Annotated in this window: 17 protein-coding genes; 2 read left to right on the top strand and 15 right to left on the bottom strand. The window is 70.4% G+C overall.

From position 1 onward, the window contains the following. Positions 1-10 precede the first annotated feature (10 nt). The 3 genes from ACFYWY_RS18515 to ACFYWY_RS18505 form a co-directional block, all read right to left on the bottom strand. Positions 11-694: a GntR family transcriptional regulator gene (locus ACFYWY_RS18515; RefSeq protein ID WP_389187259.1), complete on the bottom strand. Its 684-nt coding sequence runs from the start codon at positions 692-694 to the stop codon at positions 11-13. 75 nt (positions 695-769) lie between these two features. Continuing rightward, complete coding sequence (locus tag ACFYWY_RS18510) at positions 770-2236, bottom strand: alkaline phosphatase PhoX (protein ID WP_389187256.1); 1467 nt, start codon at positions 2234-2236, stop codon at positions 770-772. 485 nt (positions 2237-2721) lie between these two features. Further along, positions 2722-4167 (bottom strand): hypothetical protein, encoded by a 1446-nt coding sequence (locus ACFYWY_RS18505; protein WP_389187253.1) that lies wholly within the window; start codon positions 4165-4167, stop codon positions 2722-2724. 282 nt (positions 4168-4449) lie between these two features. On the opposite strand from ACFYWY_RS18505, the gene ACFYWY_RS18500 reads away from it, so the two are divergent. After that, the gene (locus tag ACFYWY_RS18500) at positions 4450-6285 is read left to right on the top strand and encodes an endonuclease/exonuclease/phosphatase family protein (RefSeq protein ID WP_389187251.1); all 1836 of its coding nucleotides are present in this window, start codon (positions 4450-4452) and stop codon (positions 6283-6285) included. 11 nt (positions 6286-6296) lie between these two features. Here ACFYWY_RS18500 and ACFYWY_RS18495 read toward each other — a convergent pair whose 3' ends face one another. After that, positions 6297-7022, bottom strand: a complete 726-nt coding sequence (locus tag ACFYWY_RS18495) for an antibiotic biosynthesis monooxygenase (protein ID WP_389187248.1) — start codon at positions 7020-7022, stop codon at positions 6297-6299. Between the two features lie 177 nt (positions 7023-7199). Here ACFYWY_RS18495 and dapA point away from each other — a divergent pair, with 177 nt between their 5' ends. Further along, positions 7200-8120 carry a 4-hydroxy-tetrahydrodipicolinate synthase gene (dapA, locus tag ACFYWY_RS18490; RefSeq protein ID WP_389187245.1) on the top strand — a complete coding sequence of 307 codons (921 nt, stop codon included), beginning with the start codon at positions 7200-7202 and terminating at the stop codon, positions 8118-8120. Between the two features lie 36 nt (positions 8121-8156). Here the strand turns inward: dapA and dapD are convergent, their stop codons facing one another. The 11 genes from dapD to sufD all read right to left on the bottom strand — a co-directional run bounded on the left by dapD (position 8157) and on the right by sufD (position 16372). Then, positions 8157-9158 carry a 2,3,4,5-tetrahydropyridine-2,6-dicarboxylate N-succinyltransferase gene (gene dapD, locus ACFYWY_RS18485; protein WP_389187242.1) on the bottom strand — a complete coding sequence of 334 codons (1002 nt, stop codon included), beginning with the start codon at positions 9156-9158 and terminating at the stop codon, positions 8157-8159. A 9-nt stretch (positions 9159-9167) separates the two neighbouring features. After that, complete coding sequence (locus ACFYWY_RS18480; protein ID WP_389187239.1) at positions 9168-10379, bottom strand: MFS transporter; 1212 nt, start codon at positions 10377-10379, stop codon at positions 9168-9170. 275 nt (positions 10380-10654) lie between these two features. Then, complete coding sequence (locus ACFYWY_RS18475) at positions 10655-11191, bottom strand: TetR/AcrR family transcriptional regulator (RefSeq protein WP_389187236.1); 537 nt, start codon at positions 11189-11191, stop codon at positions 10655-10657. After that, entirely contained in the window at positions 11191-11511 is a 321-nt protein-coding gene (locus tag ACFYWY_RS18470) for a DMT family transporter (RefSeq protein ID WP_389187233.1), read from the bottom strand. The genes ACFYWY_RS18475 and ACFYWY_RS18470 overlap by 1 nt, the downstream gene beginning before the upstream one ends. 68 nt (positions 11512-11579) lie before the next feature. Then, the gene (locus tag ACFYWY_RS18465) at positions 11580-11945 is read right to left on the bottom strand and encodes a VOC family protein (RefSeq protein WP_389187230.1); all 366 of its coding nucleotides are present in this window, start codon (positions 11943-11945) and stop codon (positions 11580-11582) included. 80 nt (positions 11946-12025) lie between these two features. Beyond that, on the bottom strand, positions 12026-12364 hold the full coding sequence (locus ACFYWY_RS18460; RefSeq protein ID WP_389187227.1) for a metal-sulfur cluster assembly factor: 339 nt from the start codon (positions 12362-12364) through the stop codon (positions 12026-12028). Then, a complete protein-coding gene (gene sufU / locus ACFYWY_RS18455; protein ID WP_389187224.1) occupies positions 12361-12825 on the bottom strand; it encodes a Fe-S cluster assembly sulfur transfer protein SufU in 465 nt (154 codons plus the stop codon). The genes ACFYWY_RS18460 and sufU overlap by 4 nt, the downstream gene beginning before the upstream one ends. 11 nt (positions 12826-12836) lie before the next feature. After that, positions 12837-14099 (bottom strand): cysteine desulfurase, encoded by a 1263-nt coding sequence (locus ACFYWY_RS18450; protein ID WP_389187486.1) that lies wholly within the window; start codon positions 14097-14099, stop codon positions 12837-12839. Positions 14100-14101: 2 nt separating this feature from the next. Then, complete coding sequence (gene sufC / locus ACFYWY_RS18445; protein ID WP_389187221.1) at positions 14102-14866, bottom strand: Fe-S cluster assembly ATPase SufC; 765 nt, start codon at positions 14864-14866, stop codon at positions 14102-14104. Positions 14867-14873: 7 nt separating this feature from the next. Beyond that, positions 14874-15191: a non-heme iron oxygenase ferredoxin subunit gene (locus ACFYWY_RS18440; protein ID WP_389187218.1), complete on the bottom strand. Its 318-nt coding sequence runs from the start codon at positions 15189-15191 to the stop codon at positions 14874-14876. Beyond that, a complete protein-coding gene (sufD, locus tag ACFYWY_RS18435; RefSeq protein ID WP_389187214.1) occupies positions 15191-16372 on the bottom strand; it encodes a Fe-S cluster assembly protein SufD in 1182 nt (393 codons plus the stop codon). Before sufD ends, ACFYWY_RS18440 begins: the two co-directional genes overlap by 1 nt. Between the last annotated feature and the right edge of the window lie 58 nt (positions 16373-16430).

The raw sequence follows: 16430 nt of genomic DNA, 5'->3' as shown, positions 1-16430 counted from the left end.
CTCCTTCGGGTCAGGTCATGCCTGAGTCATCCGTTCCATCTGTTTCTTCTGCTTCGTCCGCCAGTTCCTCGAGCGCGCGCCAGATCTGTGCGGTGATAAGGGCCGCCCGGTCGGCGTCTGCGGCCGCACAGGCGTCGATGAGCCGCGCATGCAGCGCGGCCGACTCGAGTGCGCTCGCCTCGGCGAACTGCCGCCACTCCAGCCGGCGGATCAGCGGGGTGTACCGCGCGATCGTCGCCGCGACGGCGCGGTTGCCACATGCCCGTACGAGCACGTCGTGCAGCTCGTCGTCGGCCCGCAGGGCCTCGCCGACGGCGCCGTCGCGGGTCGCGCTCTCGAAGCGGCCGTTCGCCTCACGCATCGCGCCGATGTCCTCGGGCGTGAGCTGCGGCACGGCGGCGCGGGCGGCCAGCTCATGCATGGCGCGCACGACGACGGCGGCCTCGCGCACGGCACGTGGTTCGAGCCTGGTGACCCGCGTATAACTCTGCGGCTTGGTCTCGACGAGCCCCTCCTCGCCGAGACGCGCGAGCGCCTCGCGGACCGGGGCCCGGGAGAGCCCGAGCCGCTCGGCGAGGTCGGCGTCGCGTACGGGGTCCCCAGGCGGGAGTTCGCCGCGCACGATGGCGTCGCGGATGGCCGCGTACGCCGTGTCGCGCAGCAGGGTCCGCTGTACTGGCCGCAGTGCTCCCATGAACTAAAATGTTAGATGTCAGCTCACGGGAGCGCAACGGCCGCAGTACGGGCGTTCAACCCGTCAAGGTGTGTTTCAGCGGTGCGACTGGCGCTTCCAGGGTCCCGTGATCGCGAACATGATGCCGGGGGTCTGGATGCTGGCGTAGAGGGTCCGTCCGCCGGGCGAGAAGACGATGCCGGCGAACTCGCTGAAGTCCGGGTCCTCCGCGGTGCCGAGGTTCAGTTCGTTGCGTGCGATCGGGTAGGTGCGCCCGCGCTCGGTCGCGCCGAAGAGGTGCTGGACGCCCTCGCCGTCCTCGGCGATGACCAGCCCGCCGTACGGCGACACGGTGATGTTGTCGGGGCCGTCGAACGCGCCGTCCTTGGACGGGTCGGGGTTGACGCCGAGCAGCACCTTCAGGGTGAGGGTGCGGCGCTTGGGGTCGTAGAACCAGACCTGGCCGTCGTGGTGAACGGGGCTCTCGTCACGGGCGTACGAGGAGACGATGTACACGCCGCCGTCGCCCCACCACATGCCTTCGAGCTTGCGGGCGCGGGTGACGTCCGTGTCGGCGAACTGCTTGCGCACCGGGACGGTACGGCCGTCGCGGTCCGGCACGTCGGCCCAGTCCACGCCGTACACCGTGCCGATCTTCGTGGCGCGGGACAGGTCGTCGACGAAACGGCCGCCGGAGTCGAAGCACTTGGCGGCCTGCAGGACGCCCGCGTCGTCGGCGAGGTGCCTCAGGTGGCCGCGGCCGTGCTTGAAGCCGTGCGGCGGAACCCAGCGGTAGAGCAGGCCGTTGGGGGTGTCGGCATCCTCGGTGAGGTAGAGGTGGGCGCGCTTGGGGTCGACGACGACGGCCTCGTGGGCGAACCGGCCGAGCGCCTTGATGGGCCGGGGGTGCCGGTTGGCACGCCTGTCGCAGGGGTCGACCTCGAAGACGTAGCCGTGGTCCTTGGTCATGCCGTTCTGGCCGGCCCGGTCCTCGGTCTCCTCGCAGGTGAGCCAGGTGCCCCAAGGAGTGCTGCCGCCCGCGCAGTTCTGCGAGGTGCCGGCGATGCCGACCCACTGGGCGACCTCGCCGCTGCGGTGGGTCTCGACGACCGTGCAGCCGCCGGCCGCGGCGGAGTCGTAAACGAGGCCCTCGGCGAGCGGGACCGGGTGCTTCACCTTGGTGCGGGCGCCCTTGAGCTCGTGGTTGACGACGAGGAGGGTCACTCCGCGCGGGCCTTCGAAGGCGGCGGCGCCGTCGTGCTTGGAGGGGGTGAACTCGCCCGACTCCAGCTTGGTGACTCCCGCGTGGGCGAGAACGCGGTACGAGAACCCGGCGGGCAGCGCCAGGAGTCCCTCGGGGTCGGGGATCAGGGGGCCGTAGCCGGGCCCGTGGCCGCCGTGGCCGTGCTCGCCGCCCTCGTGGCCCTCTCCGGCGATGTCGGCGCCGTCCTCGGCTGCGAGGGCGCCGGGCGCGGTGGCGAGCGCCCCGACGACGCCGGTGAGCGCGACTCCCGCGCCGGTGAGTGCGGACTGTCTGGTGAATTCCCTGCGGGTGAGCGGCATCGAGTACTCCTGAAGGCCTGAAGTGACGCATGCGGCTGGGGCTGATGACGGCCTCAGACTTCCGCCCGCGCACAAACGGCACTTGAACACCGGCCGACATCGAAAGCCCCACGGTCCATGAATATCCGGCCGCCGGCCACCGTGCCTGCTCGCGGCCCACCTGACGGCCGGCTGGCCAATGTGACCGGTGGCGGCACCGGGAGGGACGAGCAATCGGGCCGCGACTGGACGCGAGGCGCGCGGGCCAGGGTTCATGCGCGGACACGATCACGATCGTCGGCGAGTACCAAACCCGCCGGCGTACCGGGGAACGTACGGCTTCGAGGGCGCCACGTCCTCGTTCAAGCACACGACACGGTACGAGTGCTGACGTTGTCTCACGGGCGGCGGCGGACACCCTGGGGAGTCCGCCGCCCCTCGTGTGACCGGGGCCCGGGCCTCAGCCGCCCCCCGAACGACCCTCAGCCGCCCGGCTGACTCAGGGCTCAGCCGCCCGGCCGCGACCGTGCCTTGAAGGCGGCCTTGCGGGCCTCCTTCGCCGCCGCCTTGTCCCGGTGCAGCCTGCCCATCGCCTCCAGCACCTCCGCCGTCGCCGGGTGGTCCACCCGCCATGCCGCGTCGAAGAAGCCGCTGTGCTGGCCGACCAGGTCCTCCACCAGGCCCTGGAGTTCCTCCAGTTCGCCCTCCGCGTCCAGCTGCGCCGCGATCGTGTCGATCGCCAGCCAGAAGATCATCGGCTCGGGCGGCGCCGGTACGTCCGTCGCGCCGCGCTCCGCCAGCCAGACCCGCGCCAGGCCACCCAGTTCCGCGTCGTCCAGGACCGCGCGGACCGCCGGTTCGGCCCGCGGGCCCACCAGGGTCAGCGCCTGCTGACAGTGGAGGCGGCGCAGCGGAGCGCCCGCGTCCGTGCCCCGGGCCGCGGTCAGCAGGTCGCGCGCGGCGTCGGCCGGGGCACGCCGGGCGAGCCACTGTTCGGTCTCGGCCCGTGCCGCCGGCCCCGGGAACTGCGCAAGCCCGTCGAGGAGTACGTCCGCGCCCTTGTCCGCGAGATCCCCCACCGCCGGCGCGTCGATCCCCACCTCCAGCATCCGGGCCCTGATGCCGTACAGACCGAGCGGGGTGAGCTTGACCATTCCGTACCGGGAGACGTCCTCGTCGTCCACCGGCGCCACGGGCTCCTCGCCCTCCTCCACCATCAACGCCTCGTCCACCGGCCGGTATTCGACCAGGCCGACCGGCTCGAACAGCCGGAACTGGTCGTCCAGGCGCATCATCGCCTCCGACACCTGCTCCAGTACGTCGTCGGTGGGCTCACCCATGTCGTCGGGCACGATCATCGACGCGGCGAGCGCGGGCAGCGGCACCGGCCCCTCGCCCGCCCCGCCGTGAGTGACGGTGAGCAGATAGAGATTCCCGAGAACGCCGTCGAGGAACTCCCCCTCGGCGTCCGGGTCCCAGTCCAGCGCCTCGTAGTCGATCTCCCCGTCCTCGCCGATCGCGTCGGCCAGGTCGTCGAGCAGCGGCGCGACGGCGTCGGCGTGCACGGCCTCAAGGGCCTCCAGCCAGATGGCGAGGATGTCCTGCGGCCCGCCCGAGGCGATCAGCGCGAGGTTCTCGCCCGCGGTGACCGTGCCGTGCTCGGCGTCGTCGTCCGAGTCCTGGACCTCCACGAGCCCGGTGTCGACGGCCACGCGCCACGCCTCACTCGCGTACGCCGGTCCGTCGCCGCCGGTCCCGAGGCCCAGTTCTTCGGCGGCCGCGGGCAGTTGCTCGTCCACGAGTTCGCCGCCCGCGCCGACCCGAGTGTCCCGACCCGCCCAGCGGGCGAGCCGGACGGCCCTGGTCAGCAGCGGCGTTGCGAGCGCGTCCCGCGCCAGCTCCGCTTCCGAGTGCAGCCGCACCGGCGGCAGGGTGGGGCGGTCTTCGGGCATCTGGCGGTTCTCCTCGGGCGTACGGGGTCCGGGCGGCCCCCAGCGTAGACGTATTTCACCGGGTTTCGCCGCGCCCGGGCAGGAGGCACAGGAGAGCGCCCGCGCGCCTCGTGCGTCCCGCCCCCCGCCTTGTGCGTCCCGCGCGTGGGTTCACCGATCCGTCGGCCTGCGTACACCCGCCCACTCTTGACAACTCCCCTGCCCAACCAAGAGATTGACGCGCGTAGAACCATACGGGGAATCTCATCCCCGCCTCTCATTCCTCAACTCCGGAGTTCCTTGATGCCTTCCTCCGTCGCACCGAGAACGGCCGCTGTCGCGGCCGTCGTCGCCGCCGCGCTGGCCGCCGGCCTGCTCGCCGGCTCCTCCGCCGCCTCCGCCGACGCCGCCGCGGTCCGGATCCACGACATTCAGGGCACCACCCGCACATCTCCGCTGGCCGGTCAGCAGGTGACCGAGGTTCCCGGAATCGTCACGGGTGTACGGACCTACGGCTCCAGGGGCTTCTGGCTCCAGGACCCGGAGGCGGACGCCAACCCCGCCACCAGCGAGGGTGTCTTCGTCTTCACCGGCTCCGCCCCGACCGTCGCCGTCGGCGACAAGGTGCTGGTCTCCGGCACGGTCATCGAGTACGTCCCGGGCGGCACGTCCTCCGGCAACCAGTCGCTGACGGAGATCACCAAGCCGGCCGTCACCGTCGTCTCCTCCGGCAACGAACTGCCCGCGCCGGTCACCATCTCCGCGTGGTCGGTGCCTTCGGCGTACGCCCCGGCCGGCGACGCGGCGGCGGGCGGCAGCATCAACGCCCTCCCCCTCGAGCCCCGTAAGTACGCCCTGGACTACTACGAGTCGCTGGAGGGCGCGAACGTCCGCATCGGAACCTCCCGCGTCGTCGGCGCCACCGACCCCTTCGCGGAGCTGTGGGTGACGGTGAAGCCGTTCGAGAACCCGAGCCGCCGCGGCGGCACGGTCTACCGCTCGTACACCGCGCAGAACACCGGCCGGCTGCAGATCCAGTCGCTGACGCCGCTCGCCCAGAAGCCCTTCCCCAAGGCGAATGTCGGGGATGTGCTGGCCGGGACGACCGAAGGGCCCCTGGACTTCAACCAGTTCGGCGGCTACACGATCACGGCCCGCACCCTCGGCACGGTCGCCGACCGGGGTCTGGAGCGTGAGTCGACGCGCAAGCAGAGGCGCGGCGAGCTGGCGGTCGCCACGTACAACGTGGAGAACCTCGACCCCTCCGACCCGCAGGCGAAGTTCGACGCGCTCGCGGCCGCCGTGGTGAACAACCTCGCCTCGCCGGACATCCTGGCCCTGGAGGAGATCCAGGACGACAACGGCGCCAAGAACGACGGCACGGTCGCGGCGGGCGAGACGCTGAAGAAGTTCACCGCGGCGATCGCGGCGGCGGGCGGCCCGGCGTACGAGTGGCGGACCCTCGACCCCGAGAACAACAAGGACGGCGGCGAGCCCGGCGGCAACATCCGTCAGGTCTTCCTCTTCAACCCGGAGCGGGTCTCCTTCACGGACCGGCCGGGCGGAGACGCGAAGACGGCGACCGGCGTCGTGCAGGAGCGGGGCCGGGCGGCGCTGACGCTCTCCCCGGGCCGGATCGACCCGGCGAACGCCGCCTGGGAGAACAGCCGCAAGCCGCTGGCGGGCGAGTTCACCTTCCGCGGACGCACGGTCTTCGTGATCGCCAACCACTTCGGCTCGAAGGGCGGCGACGAGGGCCTGGCCTCGCACCACCAGCCGCCGGTCCGCTCCTCGGAGACCAAGCGTCTGCAGCAGGCGCAGGCGGTCAATGCCTTCGTCAAGGACATTCTGAAGGCCGACCGCCGGTCCGACGTGCTGGTCCTCGGGGACATCAACGACTTCGAGTTCTCGGCGACGACGAAGGCCCTCACCGACGGCGGCGCGCTCTACCCGGCGGTCAAGTCGCTGCCGCGCTCGGAGCGTTACTCGTACGTCTTCCAGGGCAACAGCCAGGTCCTCGACCAGATCCTGACCAGCCCGTCGATCGACGACTTCGCGTACGACAGCGTGCACATCAACGCGGAGTTCGCGGACCAGAACAGCGACCACGACCCGCAGGTACTGCGCTTCCGCCCGTAAGACCCGTCCCGCTACGCGCCCGCGCTGAAGCTCAGCGCGGGCGTGTACCGGTTCACGCCGCCGCCGGTCACGCCCGGGAAGCTCTGCACCTTCGCCCACTGCGGGGTTCTCGACCCCACCCCGTCGCCGGGGCCGGCCAGGGCCTCGCGGTGGGCCTCGGCGCTCTCCCACTCCGCGTAGTTGAGCACGCGTGTCCCGTCCAGGCTGATGTGGAAGTGTCCGGCGATCCCGCCCGGGTGCAGACCCGAATCGGACTCCAGAGCCTCGAAGACCGCGTCCACCCAGGCCCGCTGCCGCGCGGCGTCCGGCCCGTCGAACTCCACGTCCACGATCACGACGCACCCGGGGACCCGCCGGTCGTCCGGGCCCAGGCCGCCGCTGCGGTAGAGCGCGTACGAATGGATCCCGAGCCGCTCGATGCCGGGCACCGCGGCGTCGATCTCCGCGTTCCGCTCGTCCCTGAAGGTGCGGAAGAACTCCTGGTAGGCGTCCTCGTCCGTCCACTGTGTGTAGTGGAGGAGCGTCCTGCCGTCCTCGCCGATGTGCACGGTGTACGACAGCAGCCCGGCATGGGGCCAGTCCCGGCTCTGCCACACCTTCGAGACGGCCTCGACGGCCGCCCGCTGCCGATCGGGCGTGCCGACGTCCCAGGTGGACACCTTGACGACGCCGACGCCGACGCCGGGCCGGCCGAGGTCGGGCCGGGCGTCGGGCTGCACACTCACGTTCGCGGTCATGACGAATCTCCTCACCGAGCGCGCCGTTGCGGTGCGCCGCTGATCACCATCGTGAAACGTGAACCATGGTTGGGGTCAACAACCACAGCGGACGGATCACTGTTCAGCACTGCTTGCCCCTCAGCTCAAGAAGATCTAAGTGGACCTTCACTGTCCGTCGGGCCGAAACTGCGGAGCATGACAACACCACGGCCGTTCGGCCGCGCCCTCTGCGCGATGATCACGCCCTTCACCGACTCCGGTGAGCTGGACCTGGACGCGGCCGCGCGCCTCGCCGTGCATCTGGTGTCCGAGGGCTGCGACGGACTGGTCCTGAACGGCACCACAGGCGAGTCCCCGACCACTACGGACGCCGAGAAGACCGCGCTGGTACGAGCCGTGCGCCAAGCGGTCGGCGACAGCGCCGCCGTCGTCGCGGGCGTGGGCAGCGCATCCACGCGGCACACCGTCGAGCTGGCGCGCGCGGCCGAACAGGCGGGCGCAGACGGCCTGTTGGTGGTCACGCCGTACTACAGCCGCCCGCCGCAGGACGCGGTCGAGGCTCATTTCCGCAACGTCGCCGACGCCACCGCACTGCCCGTGATGCTCTACGACATCCCCGGCCGCACCGGCACCCGCATCGAGCCCGGCACTGTCCTGCGCCTCGCCGGGCACCCCCGCATCGTCGCGGTCAAGGACTGCGCGTACGACCTGCTCGGCTCGGCCAAGGTGATCGCGTGCACCTCGCTCGCGTACTACTCGGGCTGCGAGGAGCTGAATCTGCCGCTGTATGCGGTGGGCGGCGCGGGCTTCGTCAGCACGGTCGCGAATGTCGCGCCGCGGCAGCTGCGTGCGGTGCTCGACGCATACGACAAGGGCGCCACCGCCGAGGCCACCCGCCTCAACGGGCTCACGCTCCCCCTGGCCGAACTGATGATGGCGTCGGGCCTGCCCGGCACGGTGACGGCGAAGGCACTGCTGGACGCGGGCCCGGTCCGCGAACCACTGCAGCCCGCGGGCCGCGAGGCGACCCACGGGCTGCGCGTGGCGTACGAGGAGCTGCTGGCGGAATCAGGCCCGGCTGGGGGTCCCCCCGGACGAAGTCTGGGGGGAGTCTGAGGACGAACCGGCTGCCCGGGCGGCGGCCCCGGGCAACTAGTTGTGGCTGTGCAGGATGTCGTTCAGGCCGCCCCAGACCGCGTTGTTCGGGCGGGCCTCGACGGAGCCGGTGACCGAGTTGCGGCGGAAGAGGATGTTGCTCGCGCCGGAGAGCTCACGGGCCTTGACGATCTGCCCGTCGGGCATGGTGACCCGGGTGCCCGCGGTGACGTACAGACCGGCCTCGACGACGCACTCGTCGCCGAGCGCGATGCCGACGCCCGCCTCCGCGCCGATCAGGCAGCGCTCGCCGATGATGATGCGGACGTTGCCGCCGCCGGAGAGGGTGCCCATGGTGGAGGCGCCGCCGCCGATGTCAGAGCCGTCGCCGACGACGACGCCCGCGGAGATACGGCCCTCGACCATCGACGTGCCGAGCGTGCCGGCGTTGAAGTTGACGAAGCCCTCGTGCATCACGGTGGTGCCCTCGGCGAGGTGCGCGCCGAGCCGGACGCGGTCGGCGTCGGCGATGCGTACGCCCTTGGGCGCGACGTAGTCCGTCATCCGCGGGAACTTGTCGATGCTCGTCACGGCCAGGTGCAGGCCTTCGGCGCGGGCGTTCAGCCGCACGCTCTCCACCTGGTCGACGGCGACCGGGCCGAGCGAGGTCCAGGCGACATTGGCGAGCAGCCCGAAGAGACCGTCCAGGTTCTGGCCGTGCGGCTTGACCAGCCGGTGGCTCAGCAGGTGCAGGCGCAGATACGCGTCGTGTGCGTCCAGCGGCTTGTCGTCGAGCGAGGCGATGACCGTGCGGACGGCGACGATCTCTACGCCGCGGCGGGCATCCGGGCCGATGGCCCTGGCGGCGCCTTCACCGAGCAGCTCGACGGCACGCTCGGCGGTCAGCCGCTCGGTCCCGGCGGGCCCGGGCTCGGCGACGAGCCCGGGGGCGGGGAACCAGGTGTCCAGGACAGTGCCGTCGGGGGTCAGGGTGGCGAGTCCGGCGGCGACGGCGCCGGTGGTGCGAGTAGCAGTGGTGCTGTCGGGCGAGTCAGTCATGGTGGAACGCTAACCGGCAAGGGCCCGCGGGAGCGAACCGGTCTCAGTTGACGGGCGCGTACGGAGCCTCCCGGCCGCGAGAACCATGGCTCCGGCGGCCCCCGCGATCACCGCGCAGGCGGGCCAGAGCAGGCCGGGCGCGGTGGAGTAGAGGGCTCCGCCCAGCGGCGGGGCGAGTACCTGGCCGCTGACGGAGGCCCCCGCGTACAAGCTCTGGAAGCGGCCCTGCGCATGGGCGGGGGCCTCGTCGGCGACGTAGGCGGTGGCGGTGGTCTTGTAGAGGATCTCGCCCGCTGTCAGCGACAGCATCATGGTGATCGCGAACAGCAGCCCCGCGCCCGGTATCAGTACGGCATAGCCGAGGCCGACGAGCAGCAGCCCGACGCCGACGATGGAGAGCGGGGCGCGTTTGCGCAGGGCGTGTGTCGCGGGGAGTTCGAGGCAGAGGATGACGCCGCCGTTGATGGCGAGCAGCCAGCCGTAGACCTGAGTGCCGAGACCGTGGTCGGCGAGGAAGACGGGCAGTGTGGAGTACTGCTGCCGGTAGACGAGGTCCACGCAGAGGATCGCGGCGAGCAGCACCACGACCGCGGGTCTGGCGCGCAGCTCGCGCCAGACGGACGGGGCGTCCGGGTCGTGGGCGGGTTTGGTGTGCACCGCGGCGCGGGCCGGGAGCACGCGCGATGCGTACGCCGCGAAGGCGAGCGTGCCGAGGCCGTCGACGGCGAAGAGCCAGTCGTACGAGGTGTGGGCGGCGAGCAGCGCGCCGAGCGGGGGGCCGACGGTGAAGCCGGCGTTGCCCGCGAAGCGCATCACGGCGAAGCCCTGGCGGCGTGCGCCCTCGGGGACGGAGACGGCGACGAGCGCGGAGTTGGCGGCACGTACGACGCCGGAGGCGTACTCGGCGAGGGGCAGCGCCGCGTACAGCGCGACGACGGGGAGCAGCGGGAGGGTGACAAGGACCGCGCCACTCACGGTCGCCCCGGCCAGGAGGGCACGGCGGTGGCCGTAGCGGTCGCCGAACCAGCCGCCGGTGAAGTTCCCGGCGACCAGCCCCGCACCGCCGATGCCGCTGATCAGCCCGGCCTGGGTGACGGTCAGCCCGCGGGGGCCCGTCAGATACACGAAGAGGTAGACGAAGGTGAGACTGACGACGGAGTTGAAGAACCCGCCGAAGGCCAGTAGCCGTACCGCCCGCGGCACGTCCCGCAGCATCCCCATGCTCCCCGCCCCCAGTGAGTTCCTTTTGGGAACGGACTATGTCAGCGGGGGCGCCGCGGGTCAACAACGGCAGGGACGCATCGCCCTCGGCCGCACCGCCCTCAGGCCGCGTCACCTCGGAGGCACCCCGTCGGAGGCACCCCGTTGGACGTACCCCCTCAGGCGCGTCGCCCACGGACGCACCCCTCGGCGAGGTGCGCGCCGAGCCCGGCAGCGACGGCGCTTCACGCCACCTCGGCCGCACCCCCTCGACGCATCGATCCCGGCGAATCCCCTCAGCCGATGATCCGCGCCAGCATCTCCCGCGCGTACTCCGCCTCGTACTGCGCGTCCGTCAGCAGCACCTGCAGACAGATCCCGTCCATCAGCGCCACCAGCGCCCGCGCCGTGACCGGATCGGTCCGCCCGGCCAGGATCTCGGCGAGCTCCAGGCACCACTCCGCGGCGACCGGCCGCAGTGCGGGCCGCCGCAGGGCCGCCAGATAGAGCTCGTACTCCAGCTCCACGCCCGTACGCTCCCCGGCGAGCCACTCCCCCATCACGCGGGCGAGCTCCTCGGCGAGGTCGGCGTCCGGGTCTGCGAGCGCGCCGCTCTTCCGGACCACTGCCGCGAACCCCTCGTTGGCCTGGCGCAACGCGGCGACCAGCAGCTCGTCGAGGGAGGCGAAGTGATACGTCGTCGAGCCGAGCGGCACATCGGCCTCCGCCGCCACCGTGCGGTGGCTGAGCCCGGCGATCCCGCTTTTGCCGACCACCCGGATCGCCGCGTCGATGATGCGCTGACGCCGCTCGGGGTCGTACCGCCGCGCCATCAGTGAGCACCGCCCGCGTTGAGCACCACGACGCCGACGATCACCAGCGCGATGCCCGTGATCCTTACCAGACTGGTCGACTCACCCAGGAAGATCATGCCGATGGCGGCGATCGCGGCCGTGCCGACGCCGGCCCAGATCGTGTACGCGGTGCCCACCGACATGGTCTTGAGCGTCTGGGCGAGCAGCGAGAAGGCGAGCACATATCCCGCGACGGTGAGCAGCGAAGGCCACAACCGGGTGAAGCCCTCGCTGTACTTCATGGCCGTCGTCCCGGCCACCTCCGCCGCGATGGCCGCGGCCAGCAGTCCGTATCCCATGCGTACGACAGTACACAACGTTGGGTACGCGCGTACACAACGCTACCGGGGCCGCCGCGTCGCCCGCCCTAGTCGAGCAGCGTCTTCTTCGGCCGCAGCACACAGAACTCGTTGCCCTCGGGGTCGGCGAGCACCACCCAGGTCGCCTCGGGCCCCTGCCCGACGTCGGCCCGTCGCGCCCCGAGCCCGATGATCCTCTCGACCTCGGCGGCCTGGTCGTCGGGCGTGAGGTCGATGTGCAGCCGGTTCTTGACACTCTTGCGCTCGGCCACGGGCACGAAGGTGATCCCCGGCAGGGCGGACTCGTCGGCCCCGATGACGATTTCGTCATCGGCCTCGAAGACCACCCTCCAGTTCAGAACCTGGCTCCAGAAGCGGGCGAGGGCCGGCAGATCGTGGGCGTCGACGACGACGGTGTACAGCGAAACGGCCATGCCCGCCAGTGTGCCTGGCGGGCATGGCCGTTTCGTGGAACTCGGCGGAGCCGGGTCTCGGACGGCTGGTCTCAGACGGCTCAGACGTTGAAGCCCAGCGCGCGCAGCTGCTCGCGTCCGTCGTCCGTGATCTTGTCCGGTCCCCACGGCGGCATCCAGACCCAGTTGATCTTCAGTTCGCTGACGAGGCCGTCCGTCGCCGACTTCGCCTGGTCCTCGATCACATCGGTCAGCGGACAGGCCGCGGACGTCAGCGTCATGTCCAGGGTCGCGACATTGGACTCGTCGATGTGGATGCCGTAGATCAGGCCGAGGTTGACCACGTCGATGCCCAGCTCGGGGTCGACGACGTCGTAAAGCGCCTCGCGGACCTCCTCCTCGGAGGCCGGCTTCAGTGCGGTGCCTGCGTTCTCAGTCATGCCGTCTTCCTCTCGGGGGCCTCACCCAGCGCCTGGGCGGTCGCGTCCTTCCACGCCATCCAGCTCAGCAGCGCGCACTTCACCCGGGCCGGGTACTTGGAGACGCCGGCGAACGCGACCGCGTCTTCCAGCACCTCCTCCATCGCGTCGTCGGGCTCCAGCTGGCCCTTGGACTGCATCAGCTCCAGGAAGCTCGCCTGGATCTTCTGCGCCTCGGCGAGTTCCTTGCCGACCAGCAGCTCGTTCAGCACGGACGCGCTGGCCTGGCTGATGGAGCAGCCCTGGCCCTCGTACGAGATGTCCGCGATCAGCGAGCCTTCGTACCGCACACGCAGAGTGATCTCGTCGCCGCAGGTCGGATTGACGTGGTGCACCTCGGCATCGCCATCCCGCAAGCCCCGCCCGTGCGGGTGCTTGTAGTGGTCCAGGATGACTTCCTGGTACATCGAATCAAGCTTCACGTCCCAGCCCTTCAGCCGAAGAAGTTCCGTACGTGCTCCAGCCCGTCGATCAGCGCGTCGACCTCCGTGGGCGTGGAGTACAGATAGAACGACGCCCGCGTGGTCGCAGGAATTCCGTACCGCAGGCAGACCGGCCGCGCGCAGTGGTGGCCGACCCGGACCGCGATGCCCTGCTCGTCGAGGACCTGGCCCACGTCGTGCGGGTGGATATCGCCAAGCGTGAACGAGATCGCGGCGCCGCGCTCCTCGGCCGTGGTGGGGCCGATGATCCTCAGGTCCGGGACGTCGAGCAGCCGCTTCACCGCGTACTCGGTGAGGATGTGCTCATGCTGGGCGATCTTGTCCATGCCGATCGCGGAGAGGTAGTCCACGGCCGCGCCGAGGCCGACGGCCTGGGCGATCGGGGGCGTACCGGCCTCGAACTTGTGCGGCGCGGGGGCGTACGTCGAGGAGTGCATCGACACGGTCTCGATCATCTCGCCGCCACCGAGGAACGGCGGCAGGTCCTCGAGCAGCTCCTGGCGGCCCCACAGCACGCCGATGCCGGTCGGGCCGCACATCTTGTGGCCGGTGAAGGCCACGAAGTCGGCCTGCAGCGCCTGCACGTCCAGGGGCATGTGCGGCGCGGCCTGCGAGGCGTCGATCAGGACCAGCGCGCCGACGTCCTGCGCGCGGCGCACGATCGCCTCGACCGGGTTGACCGTGCCCATGATGTTGGAGACCAGCGTGAAGGAGACGATCTTCGTCTTCTCGGTGATGATCTCTTCGATGTTGGACAGGTCGAGACGGCCGTCGTCGGTGAGGCCGAACCACTTCAGCTTCGCGCCGGTGCGCTGCGAGAGCAGCTGCCACGGCACGATGTTGGAGTGATGCTCCATCTCGGTGATGACGATCTCGGTCTCGTGATCCACGCGGTAGGGCTCGTCCGCCCAGCCGAGCATGTTGGCCACGAGGTTGAGTGACTCCGAGGCGTTCTTGGTGAAGATGACCTCGTCGCGGCTCGGCGCGTTGATGAAGGCAGCGACCTTGTCGCGGGCTCCCTCGTACAGCGCCGTGGCTTCCTCGGCGAGCACATGCACGCCCCGGTGGACGTTGGCATTGTGCTGTTCGTAGTACTCGCTCAGCACATCGAGCACCTGGCGCGGCGTCTGTGACGTCGCCGCGTTGTCCAGGTACACGAGCTTCTTCCCGTCATGGATCAAGCGGTCCAGGATCGGGAAGTCCTTGCGGATCGCCTCGGTGTCGAGGAGGCCGGGGAGCCCCTGGCGGGCCACTGTCACGCGGATACGCCACCCTTCGTGTATGCCTCGTAGCCCTCGGCCTCGAGCTTGTCGGCGAGCTCGGCGCCGCCGGACTCGGCGATGCGGCCGTTCGCGAAAACGTGCACGAAGTCGGGCTTGATGTAGCGCAGGATGCGCGTGTAGTGCGTGATCAGCAGGGTGCCGACCTCGCCGCTCTCGTGGACGCGGTTGACGCCCTCGGAGACCTGGCGCAGAGCGTCGACGTCCAGGCCGGAGTCGGTCTCGTCCAGGATCGCGATCTTCGGCTTGAGGAGCTCCAGCTGGAGGATCTCGTGGCGCTTCTTCTCACCGCCGGAGAAGCCCTCGTTGACATTGCGCTCGGCGAAGGCCGGGTCCATCTGGAGCTGCTCCATGGCGGACTTGACCTCCTTCACCCAGGTACGCAGCTTCGGGGCCTCGCCGCGGATCGCGGTGGCGGAGGTGCGCAGGAAGTTGGAGACCGAGACGCCGGGGACCTCGACCGGGTACTGCATGGCGAGGAACATGCCGGCGCGGGCGCGCTCGTCGACGGTCATCTCCAGGACGTCCTCGCCGTCCAGGGTGACGGTGCCGCTGGTGATCGTGTACTTGGGGTGACCCGCGATGGAGTACGCGAGCGTCGACTTGCCGGAGCCGTTGGGGCCCATGATGGCGTGGGTCTCGCCCTGCTTCACGGTCAGGTCGACGCCCTTGAGGATCTCCCGGGGGCCGTTCTCGGCCTCGACGGAAACGTGCAGGTCGCGGATTTCAAGCGTTGCCATGGGTGACTCAGGACTCCTGGGTGACGGAGACGAGCACATCGTCCCCTTCGATCTTTACGGGGTATACGGGGACGGGGCGCGTCGCGGGAAGGCCGGACGGCTTGCCGGTGCGCAGGTCGAAGCTGGAGCCGTGCAGCCAGCACTCGATCTGGCAGTCCTCCACCTCGCCTTCGGACAGCGACACATTCGCGTGCGAGCAGACGTCATAGATCGCGAAAACCTCACCCCCGGTCTGGACGAGGGACACCGGCGTGCCGTCGAGTTCCACCCTCTTCGGGGTGTCCTCCTCCAGCTCGCTCAGCGCACAGGCTTTGACGAAGCCCATCAGACGGAAGCCTCCAGCTCGGCGTCGATCTTGGCGAGCAGGCGCTCCTCGACATCGGGCAGACCGATCTTCTGGACCAGTTCGGCGAAGAAGCCGCGGACCACCAGACGTCGCGCCTCGTCGGCGCGGATGCCGCGGGACTGCAGGTAGAAGAGTTGCTCGTCGTCGAAGCGACCGGTGGCGGAGGCATGTCCCGCACCGACGATCTCGCCGGTCTCGATCTCCAGGTTCGGCACGGAGTCGACCCGCGCGCCGTCCGTGAGGACGAGGTTGCGGTTCATCTCGTATGTGTCGGTGCCCTCGGCCTTGGCCTCGATCAGGACGTCGCCGATCCAGACGGCGTGTGCGTCCTGGCCCTGGAGGGCGCCCTTGTAGGCGGCGTTGGAGCGACAGTGCGGGGCGTTGTGGTCGACCATCAGACGGTGCTCTTGGTGCTGGCCCGCGTCGGTGAAGTACAGGCCGAAGAGCTCGGCCTCGCCTCCGGTGCCGGCGTACCGGACGCGCGGGTGGAGACGTACGACATCGCCGCCGAAGGTGACCACGATCGACTTGAAGGAGGCGTCCCGGCCGACCAGGGCGTTGTGCTGGGCGACGTGGACGGCCTTGTCGTCCCAGTCCTGGACGGAGACGACGGTGAGCTTCGCGCCGTCGCCCAGCAGGAAGTCGACGTTGGCCGCGACGACCGTGTCACCGGTGTGGTCGATGACCACGACGGCTTCGGCGAAGGCGCCGAGCTCGATGACCTGGTGGGCGTAGGCGGTGCCGCCCTCGCCGTGCACGGCGATCCGGACCGGCTCGGTGAGCACGGTCTCCTTGGGCACGGTGACGACAGAGGCCTTCTCGAAGGAGGAGTACGCCTGGGCGGCCACCCGGTCCACAGGAGTGCCGGCCCTGCCGATCCGCGCGTCGTCACGGCCCACGGTCTCGACGACGACGCCTTCGGGGGCGTCGATGTCGACCCTGATGCCGGTGCCGTTCGCGACGGCGCTGCCGTCGTGCAGACCGCGCAGCCGCTCCAGCGGAGTGAAGCGCCACTCCTCCTCGCGGCCGTGCGGTACCGGGAAGTCCGCCACGTCGAAGGACGGGGGCGCACTCATGCGGGTGGCGACGGTCGACTCGGCGGCCACCGCGATCGAACCGGCAGTGGTGGACCCCGCCGGAATGTTCTGAGCCTCAGCCATGGCTGTCGTCTTGCTCTCTTCCTACGTCAGACAGAAAAACAGTCGCTGCTCGGGACCG

This window comes from Streptomyces sp. NPDC002870, assembly GCF_042888505.1.
Taxonomy (GTDB): Bacteria; Actinomycetota; Actinomycetes; order Streptomycetales; family Streptomycetaceae; genus Streptomyces.
Note: the sequence above shows the minus strand (reverse complement) of the source record. Positions and strands in the feature narration are given on the sequence as shown.

What these genes read in the sequence shown, in the direction of transcription:
- ACFYWY_RS18515 (WP_389187259.1), bottom strand. Translation starts at nt 694, where the DNA reads ATGGGAGCACTGCGGCCAGTACAGCGGACCCTGCTGCGCGACACGGCG.
- dapA (WP_389187245.1), top strand. Translation starts at nt 7,200, where the DNA reads ATGACAACACCACGGCCGTTCGGCCGCGCCCTCTGCGCGATGATCACG.
- ACFYWY_RS18470 (WP_389187233.1), bottom strand. Translation starts at nt 11,511, where the DNA reads ATGGGATACGGACTGCTGGCCGCGGCCATCGCGGCGGAGGTGGCCGGG.
- ACFYWY_RS18440 (WP_389187218.1), bottom strand. Translation starts at nt 15,191, where the DNA reads ATGGGCTTCGTCAAAGCCTGTGCGCTGAGCGAGCTGGAGGAGGACACC.
- dapD (WP_389187242.1), bottom strand. Translation starts at nt 9,158, where the DNA reads ATGACTGACTCGCCCGACAGCACCACTGCTACTCGCACCACCGGCGCC.
- ACFYWY_RS18475 (WP_389187236.1), bottom strand. Translation starts at nt 11,191, where the DNA reads ATGGCGCGGCGGTACGACCCCGAGCGGCGTCAGCGCATCATCGACGCG.
- ACFYWY_RS18495 (WP_389187248.1), bottom strand. Translation starts at nt 7,022, where the DNA reads ATGACCGCGAACGTGAGTGTGCAGCCCGACGCCCGGCCCGACCTCGGC.
- sufC (WP_389187221.1), bottom strand. Translation starts at nt 14,866, where the DNA reads ATGGCAACGCTTGAAATCCGCGACCTGCACGTTTCCGTCGAGGCCGAG.
- ACFYWY_RS18500 (WP_389187251.1), top strand. Translation starts at nt 4,450, where the DNA reads ATGCCTTCCTCCGTCGCACCGAGAACGGCCGCTGTCGCGGCCGTCGTC.
- sufD (WP_389187214.1), bottom strand. Translation starts at nt 16,372, where the DNA reads ATGGCTGAGGCTCAGAACATTCCGGCGGGGTCCACCACTGCCGGTTCG.
- ACFYWY_RS18510 (WP_389187256.1), bottom strand. Translation starts at nt 2,236, where the DNA reads ATGCCGCTCACCCGCAGGGAATTCACCAGACAGTCCGCACTCACCGGC.
- ACFYWY_RS18465 (WP_389187230.1), bottom strand. Translation starts at nt 11,945, where the DNA reads ATGGCCGTTTCGCTGTACACCGTCGTCGTCGACGCCCACGATCTGCCG.
- ACFYWY_RS18460 (WP_389187227.1), bottom strand. Translation starts at nt 12,364, where the DNA reads ATGACTGAGAACGCAGGCACCGCACTGAAGCCGGCCTCCGAGGAGGAG.
- ACFYWY_RS18480 (WP_389187239.1), bottom strand. Translation starts at nt 10,379, where the DNA reads ATGGGGATGCTGCGGGACGTGCCGCGGGCGGTACGGCTACTGGCCTTC.
- ACFYWY_RS18505 (WP_389187253.1), bottom strand. Translation starts at nt 4,167, where the DNA reads ATGCCCGAAGACCGCCCCACCCTGCCGCCGGTGCGGCTGCACTCGGAA.